General features: G+C 74.0%; 16 protein-coding genes. 8 read left to right on the top strand and 8 right to left on the bottom strand.

The genetic code is table 11. The annotated features are described in order from the left end of the window. The first annotated feature begins 144 nt into the window (after window positions 1–144). Together ACMCNK_RS07285 and ACMCNK_RS07280 are read left to right on the top strand one after the other, a co-directional pair. Window positions 145–2,460: an N-acetylmuramoyl-L-alanine amidase gene (locus ACMCNK_RS07285; RefSeq protein ID WP_412735616.1), complete on the top strand. Its 2,316-nt coding sequence runs from the start codon at window positions 145–147 to the stop codon at window positions 2,458–2,460. Window positions 2,461–2,598: 138 nt separating this feature from the next. Continuing rightward, window positions 2,599–3,354 carry a L,D-transpeptidase family protein gene (locus ACMCNK_RS07280; RefSeq protein WP_412735615.1) on the top strand — a complete coding sequence of 252 codons (756 nt, stop codon included), beginning with the start codon at window positions 2,599–2,601 and terminating at the stop codon, window positions 3,352–3,354. A 66-nt stretch (window positions 3,355–3,420) separates the two neighbouring features. Here the strand turns inward: ACMCNK_RS07280 and ACMCNK_RS07275 are convergent, their stop codons facing one another. Further along, window positions 3,421–3,648: a hypothetical protein gene (locus ACMCNK_RS07275; protein ID WP_412735614.1), complete on the bottom strand. Its 228-nt coding sequence runs from the start codon at window positions 3,646–3,648 to the stop codon at window positions 3,421–3,423. A gap of 247 nt (window positions 3,649–3,895) precedes the next feature. Between ACMCNK_RS07275 and ACMCNK_RS07270 the strand changes: the two genes are divergently transcribed. From ACMCNK_RS07270 to ACMCNK_RS07260, 3 genes are read left to right on the top strand one after another with little or no spacing between them, the layout of a single operon-like run. Then, complete coding sequence (locus ACMCNK_RS07270; RefSeq protein WP_412735613.1) at window positions 3,896–5,269, top strand: efflux RND transporter periplasmic adaptor subunit; 1,374 nt, start codon at window positions 3,896–3,898, stop codon at window positions 5,267–5,269. Then, the gene (locus tag ACMCNK_RS07265) at window positions 5,266–6,003 is read left to right on the top strand and encodes an ABC transporter ATP-binding protein (protein WP_412735612.1); all 738 of its coding nucleotides are present in this window, start codon (window positions 5,266–5,268) and stop codon (window positions 6,001–6,003) included. Before ACMCNK_RS07270 ends, ACMCNK_RS07265 begins: the two co-directional genes overlap by 4 nt. Continuing rightward, window positions 6,000–7,184: an ABC transporter permease gene (locus ACMCNK_RS07260; protein WP_412735611.1), complete on the top strand. Its 1,185-nt coding sequence runs from the start codon at window positions 6,000–6,002 to the stop codon at window positions 7,182–7,184. The genes ACMCNK_RS07265 and ACMCNK_RS07260 overlap by 4 nt, the downstream gene beginning before the upstream one ends. A gap of 11 nt (window positions 7,185–7,195) precedes the next feature. Here the strand turns inward: ACMCNK_RS07260 and ACMCNK_RS07255 are convergent, their stop codons facing one another. The 5 genes from ACMCNK_RS07255 to ACMCNK_RS07235 all read right to left on the bottom strand — a co-directional run bounded on the left by ACMCNK_RS07255 (window position 7,196) and on the right by ACMCNK_RS07235 (window position 16,276). Beyond that, a complete protein-coding gene (locus ACMCNK_RS07255; protein WP_412735610.1) occupies window positions 7,196–11,485 on the bottom strand; it encodes a hypothetical protein in 4,290 nt (1,429 codons plus the stop codon). A gap of 542 nt (window positions 11,486–12,027) precedes the next feature. Next, complete coding sequence (locus ACMCNK_RS07250) at window positions 12,028–12,888, bottom strand: pirin family protein (protein WP_412740775.1); 861 nt, start codon at window positions 12,886–12,888, stop codon at window positions 12,028–12,030. Window positions 12,889–12,953: 65 nt separating this feature from the next. After that, on the bottom strand, window positions 12,954–14,312 hold the full coding sequence (locus ACMCNK_RS07245; RefSeq protein WP_412735609.1) for an acyltransferase family protein: 1,359 nt from the start codon (window positions 14,310–14,312) through the stop codon (window positions 12,954–12,956). A gap of 88 nt (window positions 14,313–14,400) precedes the next feature. After that, a complete protein-coding gene (locus tag ACMCNK_RS07240; protein ID WP_412735608.1) occupies window positions 14,401–14,817 on the bottom strand; it encodes a pyridoxamine 5'-phosphate oxidase family protein in 417 nt (138 codons plus the stop codon). 28 nt (window positions 14,818–14,845) lie between these two features. Beyond that, a complete protein-coding gene (locus ACMCNK_RS07235; RefSeq protein ID WP_412735607.1) occupies window positions 14,846–16,276 on the bottom strand; it encodes a DUF2252 domain-containing protein in 1,431 nt (476 codons plus the stop codon). Between the two features lie 96 nt (window positions 16,277–16,372). Between ACMCNK_RS07235 and ACMCNK_RS07230 the strand changes: the two genes are divergently transcribed. From ACMCNK_RS07230 to ACMCNK_RS07220, 3 genes are all read left to right on the top strand, one after another. Next, window positions 16,373–17,416, top strand: coding sequence for an ROK family protein (locus ACMCNK_RS07230; protein ID WP_412735606.1), 1,044 nt, complete (start codon window positions 16,373–16,375; stop codon window positions 17,414–17,416). A gap of 106 nt (window positions 17,417–17,522) precedes the next feature. Continuing rightward, entirely contained in the window at window positions 17,523–19,472 is a 1,950-nt protein-coding gene (locus tag ACMCNK_RS07225; protein WP_412735605.1) for a PPC domain-containing protein, read from the top strand. A 174-nt stretch (window positions 19,473–19,646) separates the two neighbouring features. Continuing rightward, window positions 19,647–21,602 (top strand): PPC domain-containing protein, encoded by a 1,956-nt coding sequence (locus ACMCNK_RS07220; protein ID WP_412735604.1) that lies wholly within the window; start codon window positions 19,647–19,649, stop codon window positions 21,600–21,602. Window positions 21,603–21,644: 42 nt separating this feature from the next. On the opposite strand, the gene ACMCNK_RS07215 is transcribed toward ACMCNK_RS07220, so the two are convergent. Next, a complete protein-coding gene (locus tag ACMCNK_RS07215) occupies window positions 21,645–21,977 on the bottom strand; it encodes an STAS domain-containing protein (protein WP_412735603.1) in 333 nt (110 codons plus the stop codon). 134 nt (window positions 21,978–22,111) lie between these two features. Beyond that, window positions 22,112–23,605: a glucose-6-phosphate dehydrogenase gene (gene zwf, locus ACMCNK_RS07210; RefSeq protein WP_412735602.1), complete on the bottom strand. Its 1,494-nt coding sequence runs from the start codon at window positions 23,603–23,605 to the stop codon at window positions 22,112–22,114. Between the last annotated feature and the right edge of the window lie 64 nt (window positions 23,606–23,669).

Raw genomic sequence — 23,669 nt, 5'->3', positions numbered from 1 at the left:
CGTTGACCGGAAGGCCGATGTGTCCGAGGTCGCGGTGGATCGTCCGTGATGGAGCCTCCGGGAGCGGTCCGCGGACGCTGGTAGCCAACCGGTACCCTCACGCCGATCCGGCCGCGCCCGCGGCCGGCAGGCATGGGGGTGCGCGTGAACCGGCGTCAGGTCATCGGCGTGATCGTCTCCACGGCAGTCGTGGCCGTGGGCACCGCCGCGGTCGCGCTGAACCGGCCCGGGGCGTCGTCCGCCCCGCAGGCCGCCACCCCCGCGTTGGAGGCCGCCGCCGGGCCCGCCGCGGTGCCCGCCAAAGCGGCCGCGCGCAAGGGTCCGCCGGTGAAGGTGCGCCGGCACACCCTCGACATCGCCCCGGCCGGCCGCGAGGCGCACACGCTGCAGGTCCCGGAACGCCGCACGGCGACGTTCAGCCTTCTCGGCATCACCTGGACCGATCCCAGCGCACTGGTCACCGGCACGGTCCAGGTCCGGACGCGTGCGGCCGCCACCGGGGCGTGGTCGGCGTGGCGGACCCTGGACGCCGACGACAGCCTCGGACCGGACACGGCGGCCGAGCGCGGCCACCACCGCGGCGGCACCGCGCCGTTGTGGGTCGGCCCGGCCGACGGCGTGGCCGCCCGCGTCGTGGACGCTGCGAGCGGCACCTCCCGGGCCCTCCCGGCGGGCCTGCGGCTCGAACTGCTCGACCCGACCGCGGGTGGCAGCGCCCGGGGGACCGGCAGCGGCGGCCAGGGTGGCGGCGACGAGGTCGACCCGGGCGGTTCACCGGCCCCCGAGCAGTCCGCGACGCAGGAACCCTCCGCGGACCCGGTGCCGTCCGCATCCGCGTCCACGCCCGCCGCGCCGGCGAGCACGGCACCGGAGACCACCTCACCCGCGCCCGCGGTGGCCACGACCGCGCCGGTCAAGCCGGCTCCTCCCGCCGCGGCGCCGAGAATCGCGGCCAAGGACGTGCCCGCGACCGGCATGCCGGCGTACGTCAGCCGGGCCGCCTGGCAGGCCGACGAGTCGCTGGTCAAGGACACCCCGACCTACGCCACCAACGTCGGCGTGGTCTTCGTGCACCACACCGCGACCGGCGACTACCAGTGCGCCGACTCCGCGTCGATCGTGCGCGGCATCCTGGCCTACCACGTGCAGAGCCAGGGCTGGAACGACATCGGCTACAACTTCCTCGCCGACAAGTGCGGCACCCTGTTCGAGGGCCGCAAGGGCGGGGTGGACAAGGCCGTCGTCGGCGCCCACACGTACGGGTTCAACACCGGCTCGGCCGGCATCGCGGTGCTGGGCACGTACACCGACGCCCCGGTGACCGACGCGGCCAAGTCCGCGGTCGCGCAGCTGGCCGGGTACAAGCTGGGCATGTACGGCTTCGACCCCAACACCAGCACCCAGCTCACCGAGGGTGTCTCGGACGGCAAGTTCCCGAAGGGCACCGTGGTCACGTTCGCGCGGATCTCCGGGCACCGCGACGGCGTCGCCACGGAGTGCCCCGGCGACGCGCTGTACGCCCAGCTCGGCGACATCCGCACCGCGGCCGGCGCCGGGGTGTACGGCCTGACCGCCACGCCGGGCGGCGCCGTGTTCTCCGGCGGCACCTACTACGTGCGCGGCCCGGCCACCCTGAACTGGTCGGTCGCCACCCCGTCCACTGTGCTCACCCGGTTCGACCTGCTGGTCGACGGCGCGGTGGCGGGCACCGCACCGGGCGACGCGCGGTCCGCGTCCGTCCCGGTGCCGGCCGGCAGCCACAAGGTGCAGGTCCGCGCGGTGCGCGACAACGGCGCCACCGCCACCTCCGCGCCCTCGACGGTCCTGATGGACTCCGCGGCGCCGACGTTCCCCGGCTACCCCGACGTGGTGCTGCGCGGCGGCACGGTGTCGACGACGTCCGTGCCGGTGACGCTGACGTTCCGGGCCGCCGACAACGTGCAGGTCGCGTCGCTGGCGCTCACCGCGCCGTCCGCGCGCACGTTCGGCCCCACCACCACGTCGTGGGCGGCAACGGCCACGCCGAACACCGCCACCGCGTGGCGAATGACCGCCAAGGACGTGGCCGGCAACGCCGGTAACGGCGCGGTCACCCGTACGCCGGTGCTGGTCCCGGAGACGTGGGGCAAGCGGGCCGGAAAGTGGGGCGCCGCCTCGAACGGCTCGTACCTGGGTGGCAAGGCACTCACCAGCAGCACCCGCAACGCGAAGGTGACGTGGACGTTCACCGGCCGGTCCGCAGCGCTGGTGTTCGCCCGTACCAGCAAATCCGGCAAGGTGGACATCTACCTGGACGGTAGGAAGGTGGGCACGCTCGACCTCAAGTCCGGTGCGACCAGCTACCGGCAGGCGATGTGGACCCGCAACGTGCCCAGCGGCAAACACACCGTGGCGATCGTGGTGCAGGCCACCAAGGGCCGCCCGTCCGTGACCACCGACGGGCTCGTGTACACGAGGTAGCCGGCGCGCGTTCCGCTCGCTGGTCAGGGGCGGTGGAGGCGCCGAGGTCACGGTTTCATGCCACGGTCGGCCGGAGCATCTTGCGCCATCGACTCCTTGTGCTTCTATGTCGGCACACATCTGTTCGGGGAGGAAGATTTGCAACAGCGAGTTTCCGTACGCCTGGTCACCGCCTCGCTGGCGGCGGCCGTCGGCGGCGGTCTCGGCGCCGTCGCACTGACGCCCGGCGCGGCCGGTGCGGCAGGTCCGGTGGCGGCAGCCACTCCGGCCGCCGTGGTGGTCCGCCAGGCGGCGGCGGCCTCGTGCGCGACCGGCAAGTACCAGCGTCAGGTCGAGGACGCCATCAAGAAGATCGGCGGCTTCGGCGCGGTCACGGTCGACGGCAAGCAGTCGCCCGCGGACTGCGCGGCGATCAAGAAGTTCCAGAAGCGCTTCGGCATCCAGCCGGCCGCCGGCCTCGCCGGCCCCACCACGTGGGCGGTGGCTCAGCGGCTCGCCGCCACGGACACCGCGGCGTGCAAGGCCAGCAAGAGCAAGACGACGGTCTGCGTCGACCTGACGCACCAGACCATGTGGGTGATGAAGGACGGCGCGGTGTTCGCCACGCCGACCGTCACCCGCACCGGCATGAAGGGCTTCGCCACTCCGACGGGCACGTTCGCCATCTGGCAGCGGGCGCCGAAGGAGTACTCGGAGAAGTACAAGGTCTGGATGCCGTACTGGCAGCGGTTCGTGGGTGGCATCGGCCTGCACCAGACCACGACGTACCTGCACGACACGTGGCGCGGCTCGCACGGCTGCGTCAACCTGCTGCCCTCGGATGCCCAGAAGCTCTACGGCATCGGCAAGATCGGCACGACCGTGAAGGTGTTCGGGCGCCGTCCCGGCACCTGATCCACCCGTACCACGACAGCGGCCCGCCGGCACCTGCCGGCGGGCCGTTCGTCGTCTGCGCGCCGGTCAGGCGGCCAGGCCCTGGTCGCGCCGGCGGGCCCGGTGGGCGAGCCGCACGTACGTGGTCAGCACCTCGTGCCGCGCGAACTCCGTCTCCCGCCCGTCCGCGGTGCGTACCCGCAGCCCGTGCCGCCCCAGCGTGTACGTGACGTCGGTGAAGCGGCTGACCGTGTCGTCGTGGTGCACCACGAGCAGCTCGTCGGCGGGCAGCATGGCGTTCACCGCGCCCGCCACGCGGCGGCACGTGTGAAGAGCGGGACCTGGATCATGGTGGCTCCTTCGCGGGGCGCCGGATCAGCAGGCGGCGAAAGGGCGCGAACATCGGTAGCCCCCGCACCGTGTGACAGCAATGGTGCGCCGCGGCGTCAACCGGAACAGTCGCCACGACGACAGCGTCCGGAACCAGGCATCCGGTATCACGACCGGGCAAGCCGGGCGGGAGGCGGGCACGGATCGGCCGACGCTGATCCACGGGCATAGCATGGCCCCCGTGCCTGTCGCCCCGCGCCGCCCCGTCGCTCTGCTCGCGGGGGTCGTCCTGCTCGTGTGTCTGACCGCCGCGTCGTGCGGCGACAAGCCGTCCGGCATCGCGCTCGGCGCCGCCACCCGCGGCGCAGTGGCGGAGATCGTCGAGGCACCGGGCGCGGTGACCGCCCGGGCCGCCGCCACGGTCAACGCGCCCGCCGACGGCACCCTCGCCGAGCTGCGCGTCGGCGCGGGCGACCGGGTCCGCAAGGGCCAGGTCGTGGCCGTCATCGACTCGCCCGCGACCCAGCGGCGCCTGCGCGACGCCCAGCGGGCGCTCGACCAGGCTTCCGGCAGCACCGCGGTGCCGAGCGGTGGCGCTTCCGCCGTCACCGCCGCGCAGCGCCGCACGGACGCGCGTGCCGCGGACGCGTTCACCGCCGCCCAGGACGCCGCCCGCCAGGTCACCGATCCGCAACTGCGGGCCGCGCTGCTCGCCCAGCTCGACGCGGCCCGCCGCCAGTACGCCGCGGCGTCGGAGACCGCATCGGCCGCGGCGCGTTCCGTGCAGCGGGGCGTGGCGAGTCTCAGCGAAGCCGTCGGCGCCCTCGGCGCCGCCCAGCGGATGCAGGCCCAGCAGGCGTACGCGCTGGCCGACGCGGCCGCCGAAGCGCTGACGCTGCACGCCCCGGTGTCCGGGGTGGTCCAGCTCGGCGGCACCCCGTCCGGCGGCGCGACCTCCCTGTCGGACCTGCTGGCCTCCGGTGCCGGTCCGGCTGCGGGCGCCGCCGCGGGCGCACCGGCCGCCGGGGCCGGGTCAGGCCTGCCCGGCGTCGACGCCGCCCTGCCGGAGGGCGCCGCGGTCAGCGCCGGCACCCCGATCCTCACCGTGGTCGACGTCGGCCGCCTCGGCCTGGCCGCCGACGTCGACGAGACCGACGTCCTGCTCGTACGGCCGGGCGTGCGCGCCGACGTCGAACTGGACGCGGCCACCGGCGCCACGTACCAGGCCACGGTCCGGGCGGTCGACCTGCTGCCGACCACCTCCGCGCGCGGCGGGGTCTCGTACCGGGCCCGCCTCGACCTCGGCTCCGGCCGGTACGCCGACGGGCGGCCCGCGCCGACGCCACGCCCCGGCATGAGCGCGGTCGTCCGCCTCCAGGTCCGCCAGGTGACCGACGCCGTGACCGTGCCCGCGTCCGCGATCGTCGACGCCGACGGCCACGACACGGTCTGGGCCGTGCGGTCCGGGCGGGCCGAACGGGTGCCGGTCACGGTCGGCGTCCAGGGCGAGGACGTGGTGCAGGTCGTGTCCGGCGTCGAGCCCGGCCAGCGGATCGTGGTCGGAGGCGCCGACCAGGTCAGCGCGGGCCAGGAGTTGCCGCGTTGACCGTCCCCGCGATCGCCGCCACCGACATCACCCGCACGTACGAGCTCGACGGGGTGTCCGTTCCCGCTCTGCGCGGGGTCTCGCTGACCGTGCAGCCGGGGGACTACGTGGCGATCGTCGGCACCTCCGGTTCCGGCAAGTCCACGCTCATGCACCTGCTCGGCGCCCTGGACCGGCCGACCAGCGGGCAGCTGCTGATCGGCGGCCGTGACGTGTCCACGCTGTCCCCGGGTGAGATGGCCCGGCTGCGCAACGAGACGATCGGCTTCGTGTTCCAGTCGTTCCACCTGCTCGCCCGCACCACCGCGCAGGACAACGTGGCGCTGCCGCTGGTGTACCGCGGGGTCGGCCGCCGCGAGCGGCGGCGCCGCGCCGCCACCCTGCTCGAACGGGTCGGACTGGCACACCGCATCCGCCACCGCCCCAACCAGATGTCCGGCGGCGAACAACAGCGGGTCGCCATCGCCCGGGCCCTGGTCACCGGCCCGTCGGTGCTGCTCGCCGACGAGCCCACCGGCAACCTCGACTCGGCCACCGGCCGGTCCGTGCTCGCCCTGCTGGAGTCGCTGCACGCCGAGGGCGTCGCGGTGGTCCTGGTCACCCACGACCGCGACGTCGCGGCCCGCGCCCACCGCCAGATCGTCATGCGCGACGGCCTGATCGTCGACCCGCCACCCGAAGGCCTGATCGTCGACCCGCCGCCCGATGGCGGAACGGAAGGGATCACGGCGTGAGGCTCGCGGAGGCGTGGCGGGTCGCCCTCGACGCGTTGCGCGCGAACCGGCTGCGCAGCGTACTGACCATGCTCGGGGTGGTCATCGGCGTGGCCGCGGTGGTGGCGCTGGTCGCGATCGGCACCGGCACCAAGCAGCTGATCGAACGCCAGGTCGAAGGGCTCGGCTCCAACCTGCTCATCGTCGTACCGGGCCGGCTGACGGCGGGTGCCGCCCCGACCGTCTCCACCATGACGCTGGACGACGTCGACGCGGTCGCCCGGGTCGTCGGCGACCGCTCCCGGGTGGCGGTCACCGTCCAGTCCGGCCAGACCGTACGGGCGGGCAGCCGGTCGGCGTACGCCAGCATGCAGGGTGTGCTGGAGACGACGCCGGACGTCTTCGTGCGCCGACTGGACCGGGGCACCTACCTCACCCGCGCCGACGTGCGCACCGGGCGCCGCGTGGCGGTGCTGGGGGCCGGGACGGCGCGCACGCTGTTCGGCGACCTGGACCCGATCGGCCGGCAGATCACCCTTGGTGGGGTGCGGTTCCGGGTCATTGGGACGTTCGCGCCGCTCGGGCAGAGCCTCGGCGTGGACCGGGACGGCGAAGTGCACATCCCGGTCACCGCCGCGCAGCGGCTGCTGGGCACCGACCGTATCGACGGCCTCGCCATCCGGGCGCCGGACCGCGACCACATCGACGCGCTGGGCAGCGCGGTCGTCGCGGCACTGGTCAAACGGCATCCCGACACCGACTTCAGCGCGGTCACCCAGCAACAGATCCTCGGCGTACTCGGCGACATCCTGGGTGTCCTCACCGGCGTGCTGGCCGCCATCGCCGGGATCAGCCTGCTGGTCGGCGGGGTGGGTGTCTCCAACATCATGCTGGTCAGCGTGCGGGAGCGGACCCGCGAGATCGGGCTGCGCAAGGCGGTCGGCGCCCGGCCCCGCGACATCGGCGTGCAGTTCCTGCTGGAAGCCGTCCTGCTGACCACGCTCGGCGGAGCGATCGGCATGGCGTTGGGTGTCGCCGTGGCGTTGCTGGTCGACCGGCTCTCGCCGGTGCCCGCCGCGATCACCTGGTGGTCGATGGCGCTCGCGTTCGGGGTGTCCGCCGCGGTCGGGATCGTGTTCGGCGTGGTGCCCGCGCAACGCGCCGGCCGGCTCGACCCGGTGGTCGCCCTGCGCACCGAGTGAAGGCCGCGCGGCTACCCGGCGGGAGGTGTTGCGGCGGGCTGGTCTGCGGGATCGCCCAGGATCTCCCGGCGCAGCCTCGGGTACGGACCCCAGCCGTCGCGCAGCACATGGATGTAGATCGCTTCGAGCGAGACGTCGATGCGCTCCACGAGATCGAGGTCCTCGGGGTCGCCGAGCCGGATCGCCCGGGCGAAATGGTCCAACGCCTCCATGTGCCGGCCCTGGTCGAAGCAGCTCCGGCCGGCGTTCTCGTGGACGACGCTGCGCAACACCGGCGGCGCCTCGGAACTGGCCGCCACCTCGAACAGCCGGTCCGCCTCGGCGTAGTCGCCGCGCAGCCGCAGCACGTGCGCCAGCTCCGCCTGAGCGATGACCACGGCTTGCACCTCGCCGGCGGACTCGGCGTGGCTGAGCGCGAGGCGGCTGGCCGCGGCGGCCATGCCGAGCTCGTCGAGCAGGCGATACACCTCCGCGCGTACGGACAGCAGCCCCGCCCGGGTCGCGTGGTCCGCTTCGCCGGTGAGCGGCTCGTCCAGGCGGGCGCCCAGTTCCCGTAGCGCGTCCCGGTCGTCGACGACCTCCCGCAGCGTCCCCCCGTCGAGGCGCCAGCGGATCGCCGCCAGGTCCTCGGCGGACAGTGGCTTCAACGGCCGGGAGGGGGCTTTCGGCTCGGTGGGCGTCTCGCGGGGCATCACCGATCGTTCCCGCTGACCGGCGGCCGGGGTGTCAGGGCCGGCTGCGGTGTTCGGGCTTGCTGCGGTGTTCGGGCTTGCTGTGGTGTTCGGCCCGGCCGTGGCATTGTCGGCCGTGGCGTCCTGACGGTCGCCGTCCGGGTCCTGGTCCGTGGGCAGGGTCGGGTGCGGTACGACGGTGGACTGTTCGCCGGTGGCCAGGTTCTTCAGGATGTCGGTGATGTCGAGGTCGACCACCATCCCGGGGGCGCCTGAGGGCTGGCCCGGGGCGGTGACGGCCTCGGACTTGGCCGCTGCGGAATCCGGGGCGGGTGCCTCGTCGGCCTTGTGCGGGGTGAACCAGCCACCGGACAGGCCGGCATCGGCGTACCGGCGGGGGCCGGTGTCCGGGCCTGAGGTGGCGAGCCGGGCGACGGGCTTCAGCGGCGTATTGCTGCTGGTCTGCACGGACGGTCGTCCGCCCGCCGGCGGGGGGACGACCGCTTGCGGCGTCGGGCCGGCGGGTGATGGGCCAGCGGGCGCCGCGCCGGAAGGCGCCTGGGGGTTCGGTGCCGCGGGCGGCGAGGGCTGCGGCATGGCTGCGCGCTCGCCGGGTGCCGGCCTGGGGCCGAGTTCGCCGGTGCCGGGCCCACCCTGCGCGGCCGCCGGAGATACCGGAACAGGCCCGGCAGGCGGCGGTACCGCGGAGGCCGGTGCGGGCGCCGCGGAGAGCGGTACGGCCGGTGGGGACGCGGCCGGTGCGGGCGTGTCCGGGCGCGCGGGTGCCGGCGTGGCTGCGGCGGCACCGGCCGGAGCGTGCCCCGTCGTCGCCGCGGGTGTGGCGTGTGGCGGGACCGGTGGCCGGACGTGGGGCACGGGTGCGCCCCGGTCGCCGGTCGCCGGCCGTAGGCCGGGGGCATCCGCGCCGCGGGACCGACCCGACGGGCCGACCAGGCCCGCCGCGGGCGGCTCCTGTCCGGCCCCGCCTTGTCCGCTCGCGCCTGGTCCGTTTGCGCCTGGTCCGCTCGGGGCGGGTACGCCCGAGGCCGGGGAGGTGGCGCGCACGTCCTGGTCCGGAGGCACCGTGGGGACGGAGCCCGGCCGTTGCGCCGCCGCCGGATTCGCGGCGGGCGGCATGGCCGGCGCGGCCGGTGGAATCACCCGCGCCGGTCCCACCTGGGAGACGGTCCCGACGATCCGTGGCGCCGCGGGCGGTTCGGCTTTCTTGAGTACGCGCGGGGCGGGCGGGGGCTCGGTCTTGTGGATGATCCGCGGCTGAGTGGGCGGACTCGCCTTGCTGAGCACCCGGGGGCCCGACTCGGCCTGTGCGGGCTCGGTCGGCCGCTCATCACGCCGCTCGTCGGCGTCGCGTTCCCGACGGGCCCGCGCGGCAGTTTCGAGCGGGTCACCGACCCGCCGGTCGACGTCCGCCTCCCGTTCGCGGTACGCCGGGTCGCTGCGTGACGAGTCCCATTCGCGGGATTGCCGGTCAGCGGGCCGGTCCGCCTCGTCGTATCGGCCGGCGAACACCGCCCCGTCGGCGAACGCACCCGAGTCGGCGGACGCGTCAGTGAACGCGCCCGAGCCGGCGTACGCGTCCGTCGGGCGTCGACGGTCCCACGACTCGGGGTCCGCCTCCCGATCGTCGCGCGGGGCCTGCTCGCTCCACCGCTGCGAGCCCTGCTCCCGGTCGGTGTCCCAACTGTCCGGGTACCGCGCGTCGTCATCCCAGCGGTCGGCGTCGCCGCGGCGCAGGTCCTCGGCCGGGGCGGATCCGCGAGCCGCCGGAGGCTGCGACCACCGCTCGTCGTCTCGTCCCGCGGCCGCGGGACGGTCGGACAGCGGCGTGGGAGTGCGCCCGTCGCCGGGGTTGCGGCCCGGCTCGGTCCGGCCCGGCGCCCCGAACACCGGCTGTTCCCACGGCGGGCTGGGCGCGGGTCCCCACGGACCGGGGACGCCGGGGCCGCCCCAGCCGGGGAAACCGGGTCCCGGGAACGGTCCACCGGCCCAGCCCGGGAAACCCGGCCCGGGGAACGGGGCGCCCGGCCCGTACTGCTCGGTGTACGGCCCGGCGTCGCCGGCCTGGTCGCCGGGACGTTGGCGCTGGCGCCGCGGGTCGGGTGGCAGCAGTTCGCCGTGCAGCACGTCGTCGCGCCGATCCGTCTGCGGGCCGTTGCGCGGGTCGTCGTCCGGGCGTGCGCGCCGGTCGTCGCCGCCCCGGTCGTCGCCGCTCCGGGGGCGCCGGTCGTCGCCGGGACCTGCGTGCCGCCGGGCTGCCGGACGCTCGTCGTCCGTCCACTCGTCGCTGTCCATCCGGTCGCGGCGCGCACGGCCGGTGTCGTTCCATCCGGCCTCGTACGGGTCGCGGTCGGCAGGTTCAGCCCAGCCACCCGTCCGACGGGTGCGGTCGTCGGGCCGGGTCCAGCCGGTCGCCCGCCCGCCGCGGTCGTCGGACTCGGACCAGCCGGCCGCGCGCCGGTCCGTGGCAGGCCGCCCCGGCGGGCGTCCACCGTCGCCGGCCCAGCCGGCGCCCCGCTGGTCGTCGCCCGCCCAGCCGGCGCCTCGCTCGTCGTCGCCGGCCCAACCGGCCACGCGCTGGTCGTTGCCGCCCCAGTTCGCCGTCCGGCGTTCGTCGTCGCGGTCGGCGGGCCGCCGTGGGGCTTCGCCGCGACCGGAGGCCGTCCGGCCGCCGGGCCATGCCGCACCGTCGTCGGTCCAGGCGTCCTGGTCATCCCGGTCCCCGGCCCAGACATCCCGGCCGCGCCGGTCGTCGGCCCATGCGCCGCTGTCGCGCCGGTCCTCGGCGTCCCGGTCGCGCCGGTCGTCGCGCGGCACCGTGGCACGGCCGTACGCGTCGTCGGACCGCACCTCGCGGGGACGCCGACCGCCCTCCGCGGTGCCGTCGCGGTCCGGCGGGCCCTGGTCGGCCGCGTTCCTGCGGTGCGGCGGCAGGTAGAGGTCGAGCGGCGGTTCGTCGCCGGCGGTCCGCTCGGGCACGCGGGCCCGTCCCGACGCGGGCTGCGGCGGCCGGCCGTCGTACTCGACCGGTTCGCCGCGGGTGCGCCGCCGGCCCGGCTGGCGGATCGGGCCGTCGTCCTCCCAGCTGTCGTCCACGGTGGCGCCGCGCTGCGCCCGGTCGCCGGACGGCGGATCCCAGTCCTGCGCGGGTGCGTCCCAGCCGCTGCGCGGTGCTTCCCAGTCGTCCTCTGCGTCCCAGTCGTCGTCCGGGGCGTCCCACTCGTCCGCGGCGGGACGCGCGGGGGCGCGGCGGTCGGCGGCCGGGGGCTCCCGGTACCCGTCGGTCCGTGTGCGGGCGCCGGGGTCCCGGCGGCCGGCGAACGCCGGATCGTCCAGCCAGTCCGGTCGCTCAGCGTCGAAGGCGGCCCGGATCTGCTGCTGGCGGTTCGCTGACTGTGCGTTACTGCGCTGGCGTCGTTGGCGCCGTACGGCGAGCTCGTCGTACCCGTCCGGATCGTCGCCCCAGCCGGCTTCTGCGCCACCATTGCGGCGCGACGGCACGGGCCGATCGACGTATGCATATCGATCGTGCGCGACCGCGGTGTTGTCGGCGTACCCGACGGCCCCATCCGAGTATTCGGCTTCCCAGTACTCGTCGTCCTCGAAGCTCATCGGGCCCCCTCGGGGCGGCGCCCGCCGGCGAGGTGGCCCACGGCGGGCAGGCGGCTGCCGATGTGGCGCCGTCCGCTCCGGTGCCGCATCCGTGCCCCCAGTCCTCGCCGCGTCCCTGTCCGCGCGCCCGATACCACCTTCCACGCGGTCGAGTGGGAAGGTTAACCGTGGGTGGATGGCGTGCGCCAGAGCCCCTGGAAGCGCTTCACCCACCCGCGGACGTCGGTGGCAAGCGGACGAATCCGGCGCGGTGGTACGCCGGAGGTGTCCCGTCAACGGACTGTACGCACGGACGTGCCGTCCGGTTCACCCGACCGGCCAGCGCCTACGCCCGGTCGGCGGAAATTGACCATCCGTTGCTGTGGTCCCGGTACGTGAACGCGTTTCTCGTCATTCCGTGCGCGGCCGGTCGGCACAGCCGGTTCCCGAATTAAGAAACATTTAATGCAGCGCGCGCGGAATCGGCGGAATGGGATGCCCGCACCGTGCCGAATCGCGAGGTCGGCGGCTACTCAAGGTGACTGCTGCGTATGTGCGGACGGTTACGGATGGCGGGCCCGGCCGCGCGGCACGAGCCGCGTGATCGGCATCGGTGGCGCGGGCAACGGGTCACCGTCGTAGCCGCGCACCTCGCCGAACCCGCCGTCGACCCACCGCCGGCGCGCCTCGACGATCTCGTCATGCTCCCGGGCCACGAAGTTCCACCACATCACCAGCGACTCGGCGAACGGCTCGCCACCCAGCAGCACCAGCCGTGCCGGGCCGCCGTCGGCCGCGAATTCACACTCGCGTCGACCGGTGCCCAGGTACAGCAGCGGGCCGGGCTTGACGGGCACCCCGGCCACGGTGGCGGCGCCGTCGAGCGCCAGCACCGCGTACTCGAAGTCCGGCCGCACCGGCAGCCGTGCCGCCGTCCCGGCGCGCAGCGTCAGCTCCGCGCCGACCAGCGGGGTGTGGCACCGGGCCGGGGAGACCGCCCCGGCCAGCTCACCCATCAGGACGACGGCCCGCAGGCCGCCGTCGGTGAACACCGGCAGGTCGGCGTGGTGCGTGAAGTCCGGCGCCACCGCCCGGTCGCGGTCCGGCAACGCCACCCACAGCTGTACGCCGTGCAGCACCCCGGAATGCCGCGCCGGGGTCTGCTCCGAGTGGGCGATGCCGCGCCCGGCGGTCATGAGATTGAGATGCCCGGGCCGGATCTCCTGCGTGTTGCCGAGGCTGTCGCGGTGCAGGATCTCCCCGGCGGCCAGCCAGCTCACGGTCTGCAGTCCGACGTGCGGGTGCGGCGCGACCCGCATGCCCGGTGCGCCCGCGGCGAGGTCGTCCGGGCCGTACGCATCGAGAAAGCACCACGCGCCCACCATCCGCCGGTCCCGGCCGGGCAGTGTGCGGGTGACCTCCATGGCCCGCGGGCCGCCCAGCGGCACCGGCACGCCCGCCAGCAGCTCGACCGGCCCCGGGTCCGCGCTCACCCCGCCACGGTAGCCCGCACAGCGGGCCGCAGCAGCATCGCGCCCGCCGCCACCATCGCCAACGTCGCGGGCGCGGTGACCGGCAGGACCAGCAGGTTCGCGGAACGGCCGTCGAGCAGACCGCCGAAACCCACCGTCGAGACCCCGAGTACGCCCAGGGTGCACAGGACCATGCCGAGCCCGGCCCGGGCCGGGTGCCCGCCGCCCGGCGCCACCGGCCGCCCGGGCGCGTCACACCGCCGGAAGACGCTCACCAGCACCGCCGTGCACAGCGCCGCGGCGGCCAGCCACAGCGGCCGGGTCAGCCACCACATCGGCCCGCCCGGCACGCCGAGGTCCCAGCCGCGGGCCGTGACCACACCGACCACGGTGAACGCCGCGCCCAGGTGCCACAGGAACGCGGTCATCGCCAGCCCGTTGGCGGTCACCACCGTCCGCCACACCCGGGCCCGGCCCAGCCAGCGGGTCGCCGGGCCACGCAGCAGCAGGACCAGCCCGGTCAGCCAGACCGCGTGCGCCGCCAGCGCCAGCGTGGGCGGAGACATGTTGGACACCGCCTCGCCCGGCACCCCGACCATGGACACCGGGTACGGCCCGAACGTCGTCAGCGCCACCAGCGCGAGCAGTCCGCCCCCGGCGAGGCAGGCGCCCAGCCGGCGGCCGCCACGCTGCAGGATGCCGTCGGCGTACAGGAAGCCGAGCTGGTGCACGCCCGCCCAGACGAGCAGCAGGTTCAGGGTGGCGAGGCCGGTGTGGCCCGCCCCGAAGCGCAACACGTCCACCCCGGCGGCCGCGACCAGCAGCGCCGCGGGCACCACCGGCGCCCACCGGCCGAGGCGGCGGTGCACCCACCACAGCGGCGGGGTCAGCGCCACCAGCGCCAGGTAGACGCCGAGGAACCACAGCGGCTGGGTCACCGTACGCAGCGCCAACCGCACCAGGCCGTGATCCCGTCCCGCGAGCCCCGCCAGCGCGGCGAGCGCCAGCCACACCGCCAGGAAGACCGCGGTGGGGCGCAGCAGCCGGGTGGCGCGGGCGCGGGCGAAATCGGCGTACCGGCCGCCGCGGCGGCGCACCGACGCCCAGCCGGTGCCGTGGGCGAACCCGCCGACCAGGAAGAACACCGGCATGACCTGAAGCAGCCAGGTCAGCGGCTGCAGCGCGGGCACCGCGGCGAGCACGTTGCCGACCTGCACGGACCCGTCGGCCGCCACCACGGGTACGGCCATCAGCCAGTGCCCGAGGATCACCGCGGCGAGCGAGACGACGCGGAGCAGGTCGACGTACCGGTCGCGGCTCGCGGGGGTCCGCGCGGCCAGCTCGGCGGCACGGGGGGATCCGAGGACGACGTTCATGACGGGCAGCCTGCCGTCCGGCGGGCCCGCGCGGATGAGTGCGCGTACGCAGACCCGCCCGAGTACGGCGACCCGGCCGTGCCCGCGCTCAGGTGTCGAGGAGCCGGTGCGAGCCGAGCACCCGGGTGATCCGTACCTCGATAGCCACCCGCAGCGGGTTCGGCCGCGGCGGACGGTAGCGGGCCGCGTACCGGTGTTCGGCCTCGGCGACCGCGGCCGGGTCGGCGCGGATCACGGCGATGCCCTCCAGGGTGCTCCACCGGGCCCCGTCGACCTGGCACACCGCGACCCGCGCGCCGCCCGGCCCGGCCGCGGCGATGTGGCGCACCTTGGCGGACGACCGCGTACTGATCACGCGGGCCAGTCCGGCGTCGGCGTCGAGGGTGGCACCCACCGCCACCACGTGCGGAGAACCGTCGGCCCGCAGCGTGGTGAGCGTGCACAGATGCCGCTCGGCCCAGAACGCGGCCAGCGCCGCCCCACCCAGTTCCAGCCGCCCGCTCATGGTCTCCTCTCCGCTCCGGCCGCGCCGCTCAGGCGGGTGTGGCGGGGAGGATGCCGCGGCGTACGGCGTCGACCAGCCGCGCGTGATCGTTCTCCACCTGGTCGGCGTACGCGCGGGCGAACCGGCACAGCATCACGTCCATCTTGTCGCTGCCGCCGATGTACCCGGCGATCATCGATGCGCCACTGGTCCGCGCGTGACTGCGGGCCAGCAGGTACCCACAGACCCCGGCGTAGTCGGCCAGCGCGGCCGCGTCGACGCCCTCCACGGTGATGGCGCCCTTCATGTCCCGGAACTGCCGCACGTAGTACTGCTGGTCGCCGATCGTGGCCCAGCCCAGCAGCGGGTCGCTGACCGTCTGCAGGGCCTGCTGGTACTCCACCACCCGCTGGCCCTGGTGCCGGTGCCACGCGGCGTCGCCGTGCTGGTGCCGGGCCACCACCGAACGGCGGGCCTGCTTGAGCTGCAGGAAGATCACATCGTCGGGGTTGCTGCCCTCGCACAGTGCGACGTACGCGCGCAGCCCGACCGACCCGACCCCGACGACCTTGTGCGCGATGTCGAGGATCCGGTAGCCGCCCAGGATCCGCGCCCAGTGCGGCGGCAGCGTGTTCAGGTAGCCGTCCAGCGCCGCCGCCAGCCGGTCGACGTCCGCGGTGCTCGGCCGGGTGATCAGCGGCGGCTCCTCGACGATGCTGCGGGTGCCGTCGCGTTCCTCGGTGAAGCGAGGCAGCGCCCGGTCACTGGTGCGCCGCCGGGCCCGCCGGGCCGCCCGTTCGATCTCGTCGCGGAAGCTGGCCTTGGTCGCCGCGGCCCGCAGCCGGTCGACGTCCAGCCGGTCGAACGAGCGCGCCAGCAGCGGTTGTTCCGCGAGGTGGCCGATCTGCTCGCGGTACTGCTCCAGGCAGTGCAGCACGGCGTCGGCGCACGCGGGCTCGGCGAAGCCGTTCTGCCGCCCGGCGAGGTGCACGCTGGTGGCGAGCCGGCGCAGGTCCCACTCCCACGCGCCGGGATGCGCCTCGTCGAAGTCGTTGAGGTCGAAGACCAGCTCCCGCTCCGGTGAGGCGTAGAAGCCGAAGTTGCCGAGGTGCGCGTCACCGCAGATGACCGGCGTGATGCCGGTGCGCGGCAGGGTCGCGAAGTCGTCGGCCATGATGTTCGCCGATCCGCGCAGGAACGCGTACGGGGAGGCGATCATCCGGCCCACCCGGACCGGGATGAGCTCCGGCACCCGGCCGGCGTGCGCCGCGATGAGCTGGTGCACCGGGTCGATCCGGTCGGCCGCGGGTGCCCAGTGGCCGAGCCCGCCGCGCGGAGAGCGCTCCCGCAGGGACCGCCCCAGCTCGTAGCGCTCGGCCCGGGGGCGGGCGGCCAGCCGCAGGGAGGCGAAGCCCTGTTCGCGCCTGGTGCCCAGCACCACGTGTCCGGTGGCGGAATCGGGTACCGCGTCGGCGTGCATCACACCCGAGCCTACGTGCCTTACGCCCGCGCCCAGCGGCCGGGAAAGACCAGGCACCCGTTCCCGCCCGGCTCAGCACCGACGTACGCTCAGCGCGTGGATCTCAACGAGTCGGTGCGTACGCCGGCATCCTGGGTCGTGGTCGGCCTCGACAACGGCGGTACCTGCAACAACGCCACCGTGCTCGACGCCACGGGGCAGTTCCTCGTCGAACACATGACCGAGAGCCCGAGCCGGGTGCAGGAGGGCCCCGAGCTGGCGGTCGAGGCGCTGGCCGAGGCGTTCGCATCGGTGCTCGATCTGACCAGCACCCCGCTGACCCTGGTCCGCGCGGTGGGCCTGGACACTCCGGGCCCGGCCAGCGCCGGTGGCGTGATCTCCTCGAAGGGCTCGACGAACTTCTCCCAGGTGGCCTGGCGGGGTTTCGACATCCGCGGCGCCCTGGAGGCCCGCATCGGCCTGCCGGTGGTCTACAACAACGACGCCAACGCGGCCGCCCTGTACGCCCATCACCGGCACTTCGGCGCCTCCGCGATGCAGCGCTCGTCGGTCGCGGCGATCGTCGGCACCGGCTTGGGCGGCGGTGTGGTGGAGGCCGGCCGGGTGATCCGCGGCACGGTCGGCATGGCAGGCGAGCTGGGGCACGTACAGATCCCGCTGCACGGCGTGCTGGAGGACGGCCAGCCGATCCCGCAGTGCAACTGCGGTTTCGCCGGTGACGTGGAGAGCATCGCGTCGCTGACCGGCATCACGAACAACCTGCTGCCGTACTGGCTGGGCCGGTTCCCGGACCATCCGCTGGCGGCCGAGCCGGTCGCGAAGGCGGCCAAACAGCTCCGCGGGTACGGCGAGAAGGAGGACCCGCTCGCCCTGTCCGTCTTCGCCCAGCAGGCGAAGGCCATCGGCAAGCTGTTCACGATCGCGGCGAACTTCACCGACCCGTCGGCGTACTTCCTGGGCGGCGGGGTCGTCGAGGCCGCGCCGTCGTTCCGTGCGTGGTTCCTCGATCTGGTGCGCGAGCACACGCAGTTGCGCCGCGAGCAGACCGCCGCGGCGACGTTCGCGCTCGTGCCGGACCTGGACATGGCCGGAGCCCGCGGCGCGGCCGTGGCGGCGCTGGAGTCCGTGCGCAACGCGTAGCACCTGTGAAGGCCCATCGACATCTCTGGATGTGGATCACCCTCTTCAGTAGCGTCGGCCGTGCCGTACGGGGCGGAGGCCCCGGACGCTCGAAGGGGGACTCCTGATGCGACGAAGCATCGCAACAGTCGGGGCGGTCGTGCTCGGGCTCGCCGTGGTCACGCCGGCCGCGCCCGGCGCCGCCGCACCTCCCGATCCCGGGCTCAGCCGGGCCGACCGCGCCAGCCTGACCGCCGGGCTTCCGGTGGCTCCCAAGGCCGCGCTCGGCGCCAGGCCGGCCGGCCCGAACCCGTATCTGGCGATGGTGCCGGACGCGGCCCGGGTCGACTACAGCGGCTGGACCCACTACCTGCAGCGCCAGGCGTCCGGTCAGGCGGCCGCCCGCCTCAAGGCGCTCGCTGCGAAGCCGGCCGCGGTCCGCCCGGCCGCCTCCGCCGTGGTCGTCGACGAGGACGAGCCGGACAACACCCGCGGGTCCAACGACGACCCCGCGTCCGCGCAGCTGATCCGCAACTTCGGCACCGCCTCCGGGCAGGACTCGCGGATCCGCATCCTGGGCAGCCTCGATCCCGAGACCGTGTTCCCGACCTCGGTCGCGGCCAACCCGGAGGACGACGGGTCGATCCCGCTCGCGGGTGACACCGGCATCGGCGCCGGCCGCGACGGCATCGTGACCGACGCGCAGATCGGCGACGGCCCGCACGGCTCCGCCGGGGCGGGCACCAACGACTTCGACTTCTACAAGCTCACCGCGCCGGCCGGCAAGGTCATCACGGTCAAGACCGCCACCCCGACCGGGTCGCTCGACACCGTCGTCGTGCTGTACGACCCGAAGGGCAACGTGCTGGCCGCCAACGACGACTTCGGGGGCAGCCTGGACAGCCAGCTCACGTACAAGGTTCCGGCCGAGGGCACGTTCTACGCGATGGTCGCGGCGTACAGCGGGCTGCCGGCCGACCCGTTCGACCCGGCCAGCGGCGACGGCGGGGCGAGCGAGGGCCCATACACGCTCACCATCACGTCGGCGGCGGACGACACGGACTACTTCGCGGTCAAGCTCAAGCCCGGTGACGTGCTGGGTGCGGCCGCGAAGGGCGCGAACACCTACCTCACGGTGTACGACACCACCCCGCGCGAGGTGCACGGCTCCCAGCAGGACGCGTCGTTCATCTACCCGATGGCCTCACCGTTGCCCGGCGGCGCCAAGCAGGTCACCGACTACGTGGCGACCAAGGCGGGCTGGCACTACATCGGCGTGTCCGGCGGTTCCGGCGCGTACGACATCACGGTGGAGGGTTACCGGCCCCCGTTGCAGGGCGCCAAGACCACCCAGACGCTATACCTGGACTTCGACGGTGCGCGGATCAACACGGGCGTCTTCGGCGGCACGGGCAATGTGGACCTGAGCCCGCTGTCGGCCTTCCTCGGCAAGTGGGGCATCCCCCGCGCCGACGAGGACCGGCTCATCGACGCGGTCGTGGCGAGCGTGACCGAGAACCTCAAGCAGGACATGGTGGCGAGCGGCCTGAACAACCGCTTCAAGCTCAAGGTGCTCAACAGCAAGGACGACCCGGACCCGTGGGGCAAGCCCAACGTGAGCCGCATCGTGGTGGGCGGGACGATCGCCGAGTCCGGGGTGCCGACGATCGGCATCTCGCAGAGCATCGACCCGGGCAACTTCGAGACCCAGGAAACCGCGATGGTCCTGCTGGACGTGCTCAGCAACCCGGCCGGTGACGAGGCCTCGCTGAACACGTACCTGACCCCGGCGAGCGACCGGGTCGCGTTCGTGGGCCACGCGCTGGGCAATGTGGTCTCCCACGAGGGCGGGCACTTCTTCGGCAACTGGCACACGGACAACTCCGACGCGGTGCCCAACCTGCAGGACGCGGGCGGTGCCAACTTCGGCAACCTGTTCGGGGTGGGCCCGGACGGCGTGGGCGGTACCGCCGACGACACTGATGTGGACTTCGGCGACGACCGGTTCAGCCCCGCTGAGGGCTTCGTCGGCACCGAGGACACGCTGGGCCGGATCGTGTTCGGCGTGACCAGCTGACCCGGCTTCCGTGATCCAGGCTCCGGCCGGGGGCGTGCGCGCCCCCGGCCGGAGCATTGTTGCAGCTAGTACGCCTTACGTGTCACCGACATCGTGGATCTTGGAGGTCTGCTTCAGTAGCGTCGGGAGTGCCGTTCGGGGCGGGGGCCCCGGACGATCTAAGGGGGACTCTTGATGCGACGAAGCATCGCCACCGTCGGGGCCATCCTTCTCGGCCTTGCCACAGTCATCCCCGGCTCCGCTCCGGGCGGCGCCGCTCCGCCACCCGGTCCCGGGCCCAGCGCGGCCGACCGGGCCAGCCTGGCCGCCGGGATCCCGGTGGCGCCCAAGGCCGCTCTGGGCGCCAAGCCGGCCGGCCCGAACCCGCTGCTGTCGATCGTGCCCGACGCGTCCCGAGTCGACTACAGCGGCTGGAGTCACTACCTGCAGCATCGGGCCCCGGCGCAGGCCGCCACCCGGCTCAAGGCGCTGGCCACGATGCCGGGTGCGGTCCTTCCGGCCAAGCGGACCGTGATCGTCGACGAGGACGAGCCGGCCGGCACCCGCGGCTCCAACGAGACCCCGGCGTCCGCGCAGCGGATCGGCATCTTCGGCACCGCGGCCGGCAAGAGTTCACGGATCCGCATCCTGGGCAGCCTGAATCCCGAACTGGTCATCCCGGACAGTGTTCCGGCCAACCCGGAGGACGACGGGTCGATCCCGCTCGCGGGCAACACCGGCATCGGCACCGGCACGCGTAAGGGCATCGAGACCAGCGCCGTGATCGGCGACGGCCCGCACGGCTCTGCGGGCACGGGCACCAACGACTTCGACTTCTACCGGCTCACCTCGACACCCGGCAAGGTGATCACGGTCGCGACGTCGACCCCGACCGGTGACCTGGACACGGTCGTCGTGCTGTTCGACCCGGCGGGCCACGTGCTGGCCGCCAACGACGACTTCGGCGGCAGCCTGGACAGCCAGCTCACGTACAAGGTGCCCGCGGCGGGCACGTTCTACGCGATGGTGGCGGGCTACGGCGGCCTGCCGGCCGACCCGTTCAACCCGGCCAGCGGCGGTGGCAACGGCAGCGAAGGACCGTACACCGTGTCCATCACGTCAGGTGACGACGACGCGGACTTCTTCGCGGTCAAGCTGCGCGCCGGTGACGTGATCGGGGCGTCCGCCAAGGGCGCGAACACCGACCTCGCGCTGTTCGACACCACGCCGCGGGAGGTGCACGGCTCCGAGCAGGACGCGTCGTTCATCTACCCGATGGCCTCGCCGCTGCCCGGCGGCGGCAACCAGGTCACCGACTACGTGGCGACCCGGCCGGGCTGGCACTACATCGCCGTGACCGGCGGCCGGGGCGGGTACGACGTCACGGTCGAGGCGTACCGGCCGGTGCTGGCCGGCGCCACGACGACCCAGACGCTGTTCCTCGACTTCGACGGCGCACGGGTGAACACGGGCGTCTTCGGCGGCCGGGGCAACGTGGACCTGAGCCCGCTGGCGGCGTTCCTCGCCAAGTGGGGGATCCCCCGCGCGGACGAGAACAAGCTCATCGCCGCGGTCACCGCGACCGTGGCCGAGAACCTGCGCAAGGACATGATCGCCCGCGGTCTGAACAAGCGGTTCAAGCTCAAGGTGGTCAACAGCCGTACCGGCGACCCGTGGGGCAGGCGCAACGTCAGCCGCGTCGTCGTCGGCGGCACGATCGACGAGTCCGGAGTGCCGACGATTGGCATCTCGCAGAGCATCGACCCGGGCAACTTCGAGACTGAGGAGACCGCGCTGGTGCTGCTGGACGTGCTCAGCGATCCGGCGGGGGACGAGGCGTCGCTGAACACGTACCTGAGGCCGGCGAGCAACCGGGTCGCGTTCGTGGGGCACGCGCTGGGCAACGTGATCGCCCACGAGGGCGGTCACCTGTTCGGCGACTGGCACACGGACAACTCCGACGCGGTGCCCAACCTGATGGACTCCGGCGGCGCCAACTTCGGCGTTCTGTTCGGTGTCGGCCCCGACGGCGTCGGCGGTACGGCCGACGACCGTGACGTCGACTTCGGCGACGACCGGTTCAGCCCGGTCGAGGGCTTCACCGGTACCGAGGACACGCTGGGCCGCATCGATTTCGGTGTGACCAGCTGATCGGCGGATGCGGCCGGGGCGCGCGTGCGTCCCGGCCGCACGTCACTCCTTGAGCGCGGCCGCGACGTCCGGGTGCAGGGACAGGTGACCCGTGAGCCCGAGCGTGTCCAACAGGCGGCACAGGAACTTCGAGGGCGCGGCGAGCCGCACCCAGCCGCCGCGCTCCACCGCCCGGCCGTGTGCGGCGACGAGGACACCGACCCCCACGGAGTCGCAGAAGTCCAGGCCGCCCAGGTCGACGACCACCCGGGGCCGGGGCCGCTCCACGAGCCGGGTCAGATTCGCCTTCAGCGACGGTGCCGTGTCGATGTCGAGGGAGCCGCGCAGGACGAGGACGGCCGTGTTCGGCGGGTGGTGCGCGACGGAGACCTGCATTCCGGTGGTCGCTTTCAGTTGTCGAGCGGCGCGCGCGGCCGGTCGGGGCCGCCGGTCGGGTGGATCCCTCCACCCTAGGCGGTTTCGCCCCGACTGGCCGAGTAGGGCTGTTCGCCCCGCTCGGCCCGCCGGCGTCAGACGCTGTTGCGCCAGCGGCGACCGCTGCGGCCGATCAGCCGGTCCGCGTCCGTCGGCCCCCACGAGGCGGCCTCGTACGTGGGGATCGGTGACGGGTCGTTGGCCCAGTGCTCGATGATCGGGTCGACGATCCGCCAGCACTGCTCGACCTCGTCCGTACGGATGAACAGCGTCGGGTCGCCGAGCAGCGCGTCCAGCAGCAGCCGCTCGTACGCCTCGGGCGACTCTTCCCGGAACGTGGCGTCGTACGAGAAGTCCATGCTGGCCGTGCGCACCCGGAACGAGTGGCCGGGCACCTTGGCGCCGAAGCGCAGCGAGATGCCCTCGTTGGGCTGGATGCGCAGGATGAGCGCGTCGGCCTCCAGCCCGGTGAGCTGGTCCTGGGGGATCGGCAGGTGCGGCGGGCGCTGGAACTCCAGGGCCACCTCGGTCACCCGGGCGGGCAGGCGCTTGCCGGTGCGCACGTAGAACGGCACCCCGGCCCAGCGCCAGTTGTCCACGTCCAGCCGCATCGCGGCGTACGTTTCGGTGCGCGACAGCGGGTCGACCCCGGGCTCGTCGCGGTAGCCCGCCATCAGCTCCTCGCGGGTGCCGCCGCGGGTGTACTGGCCGCGGACCGCGGTGTCGGCGATGTCGCGGTCGGTGGGCAGCCGGATCGCCTGCAGCAGCTTGACCTTCTCGTTGCGCAGCCCCTCGGCCTCGAACGAGGCGGGCGGTTCCATCAGCGCGAGCGCGAGCACCTGCAGCACGTGGTTCTGCACGATGTCGCGCATCGCGCCCGCGTGCTCGTAGAAGCCGCCGCGGGTCCCGACGCCGAGCGTCTCGGCCACGGTGATCTGCACGTGGTCGACCCAGGTGCGGTTCCAGATCGGCTGGAAGATCGCGTTGGCGAAGCGCAGCGCGAGCACGTTCTGGACGGTGTCCTTGCCCAGGTAATGGTCGATCCGGAAGACCTGCGGCTCCTCGAACGCGGCGTGCACGACCCGGTCGAGCTCGCCCGCGGTGGCCAGGTTCCGCCCGTACGGCTTCTCGATCACGAGGCGGGCGAACGAGCCCGGCCGGGCGTGGTTGAGCCCGGCTCCGGCCAGCCCGTTGATGACCGGCTCGAACGCCTCGGCGGGGGTGGAGAGGTAGTAGAGGCGGTTGCCCGAGGTGCCGCGCTGGGCGTCGAGCTCGTCCAGGACCTCGCCGAGCCGCTTGTACGTGGCCGGGTCGTCGTACCCACCCGATACGTACCTGATTGCACCGGAAAGTCCAGGCATGTTCCGCAGGCCGCGCTCGCCGAGGGCGCGCTCGATGAACTGCTCGTCGTCCATGCTGCTGCGCGCCACGCCGACCAGCGCGAACTCAGCGGGCAGCCGGCCGTGCCGGGCCAGGCTCTCGACCGCGGGGATCAGCTTGCGCCGGGTCAGGTCGCCCGACGCGCCGAAGATCACCAGAGTGGCGGGCGGGGCGTTGCGATCCTGCGTGAGCTGAGGGGCGATGTCCATCGTCTCGTTCTTCCTCCGGGGCCGCGTCCGTGGGCGTTCCTCAGAACCTTACGCAGCGCGAGCC

Source organism: Krasilnikovia sp. MM14-A1259 (genome assembly GCF_047159535.1).
Taxonomy (GTDB): Bacteria; Actinomycetota; Actinomycetes; order Mycobacteriales; family Micromonosporaceae; genus Actinoplanes.
Note: the sequence above shows the minus strand (reverse complement) of the source record. Positions and strands in the feature narration are given on the sequence as shown.

Excerpts from the sequence above, each read along its gene's own strand:
- ACMCNK_RS07270 (WP_412735613.1), top strand. The coding sequence starts at position 3,896 with ATGGCCCCCGTGCCTGTCGCCCCGCGCCGCCCCGTCGCTCTGCTCGCG.
- ACMCNK_RS07255 (WP_412735610.1), bottom strand. The coding sequence starts at position 11,485 with ATGAGCTTCGAGGACGACGAGTACTGGGAAGCCGAATACTCGGATGGG.
- ACMCNK_RS07250 (WP_412740775.1), bottom strand. The coding sequence starts at position 12,888 with ATGGAGGTCACCCGCACACTGCCCGGCCGGGACCGGCGGATGGTGGGC.
- ACMCNK_RS07245 (WP_412735609.1), bottom strand. The coding sequence starts at position 14,312 with ATGAACGTCGTCCTCGGATCCCCCCGTGCCGCCGAGCTGGCCGCGCGG.
- ACMCNK_RS07240 (WP_412735608.1), bottom strand. The coding sequence starts at position 14,817 with ATGAGCGGGCGGCTGGAACTGGGTGGGGCGGCGCTGGCCGCGTTCTGG.
- ACMCNK_RS07235 (WP_412735607.1), bottom strand. The coding sequence starts at position 16,276 with ATGCACGCCGACGCGGTACCCGATTCCGCCACCGGACACGTGGTGCTG.
- ACMCNK_RS07225 (WP_412735605.1), top strand. The coding sequence starts at position 17,523 with ATGCGACGAAGCATCGCAACAGTCGGGGCGGTCGTGCTCGGGCTCGCC.
- ACMCNK_RS07220 (WP_412735604.1), top strand. The coding sequence starts at position 19,647 with ATGCGACGAAGCATCGCCACCGTCGGGGCCATCCTTCTCGGCCTTGCC.
- ACMCNK_RS07215 (WP_412735603.1), bottom strand. The coding sequence starts at position 21,977 with ATGCAGGTCTCCGTCGCGCACCACCCGCCGAACACGGCCGTCCTCGTC.
- zwf (WP_412735602.1), bottom strand. The coding sequence starts at position 23,605 with ATGGACATCGCCCCTCAGCTCACGCAGGATCGCAACGCCCCGCCCGCC.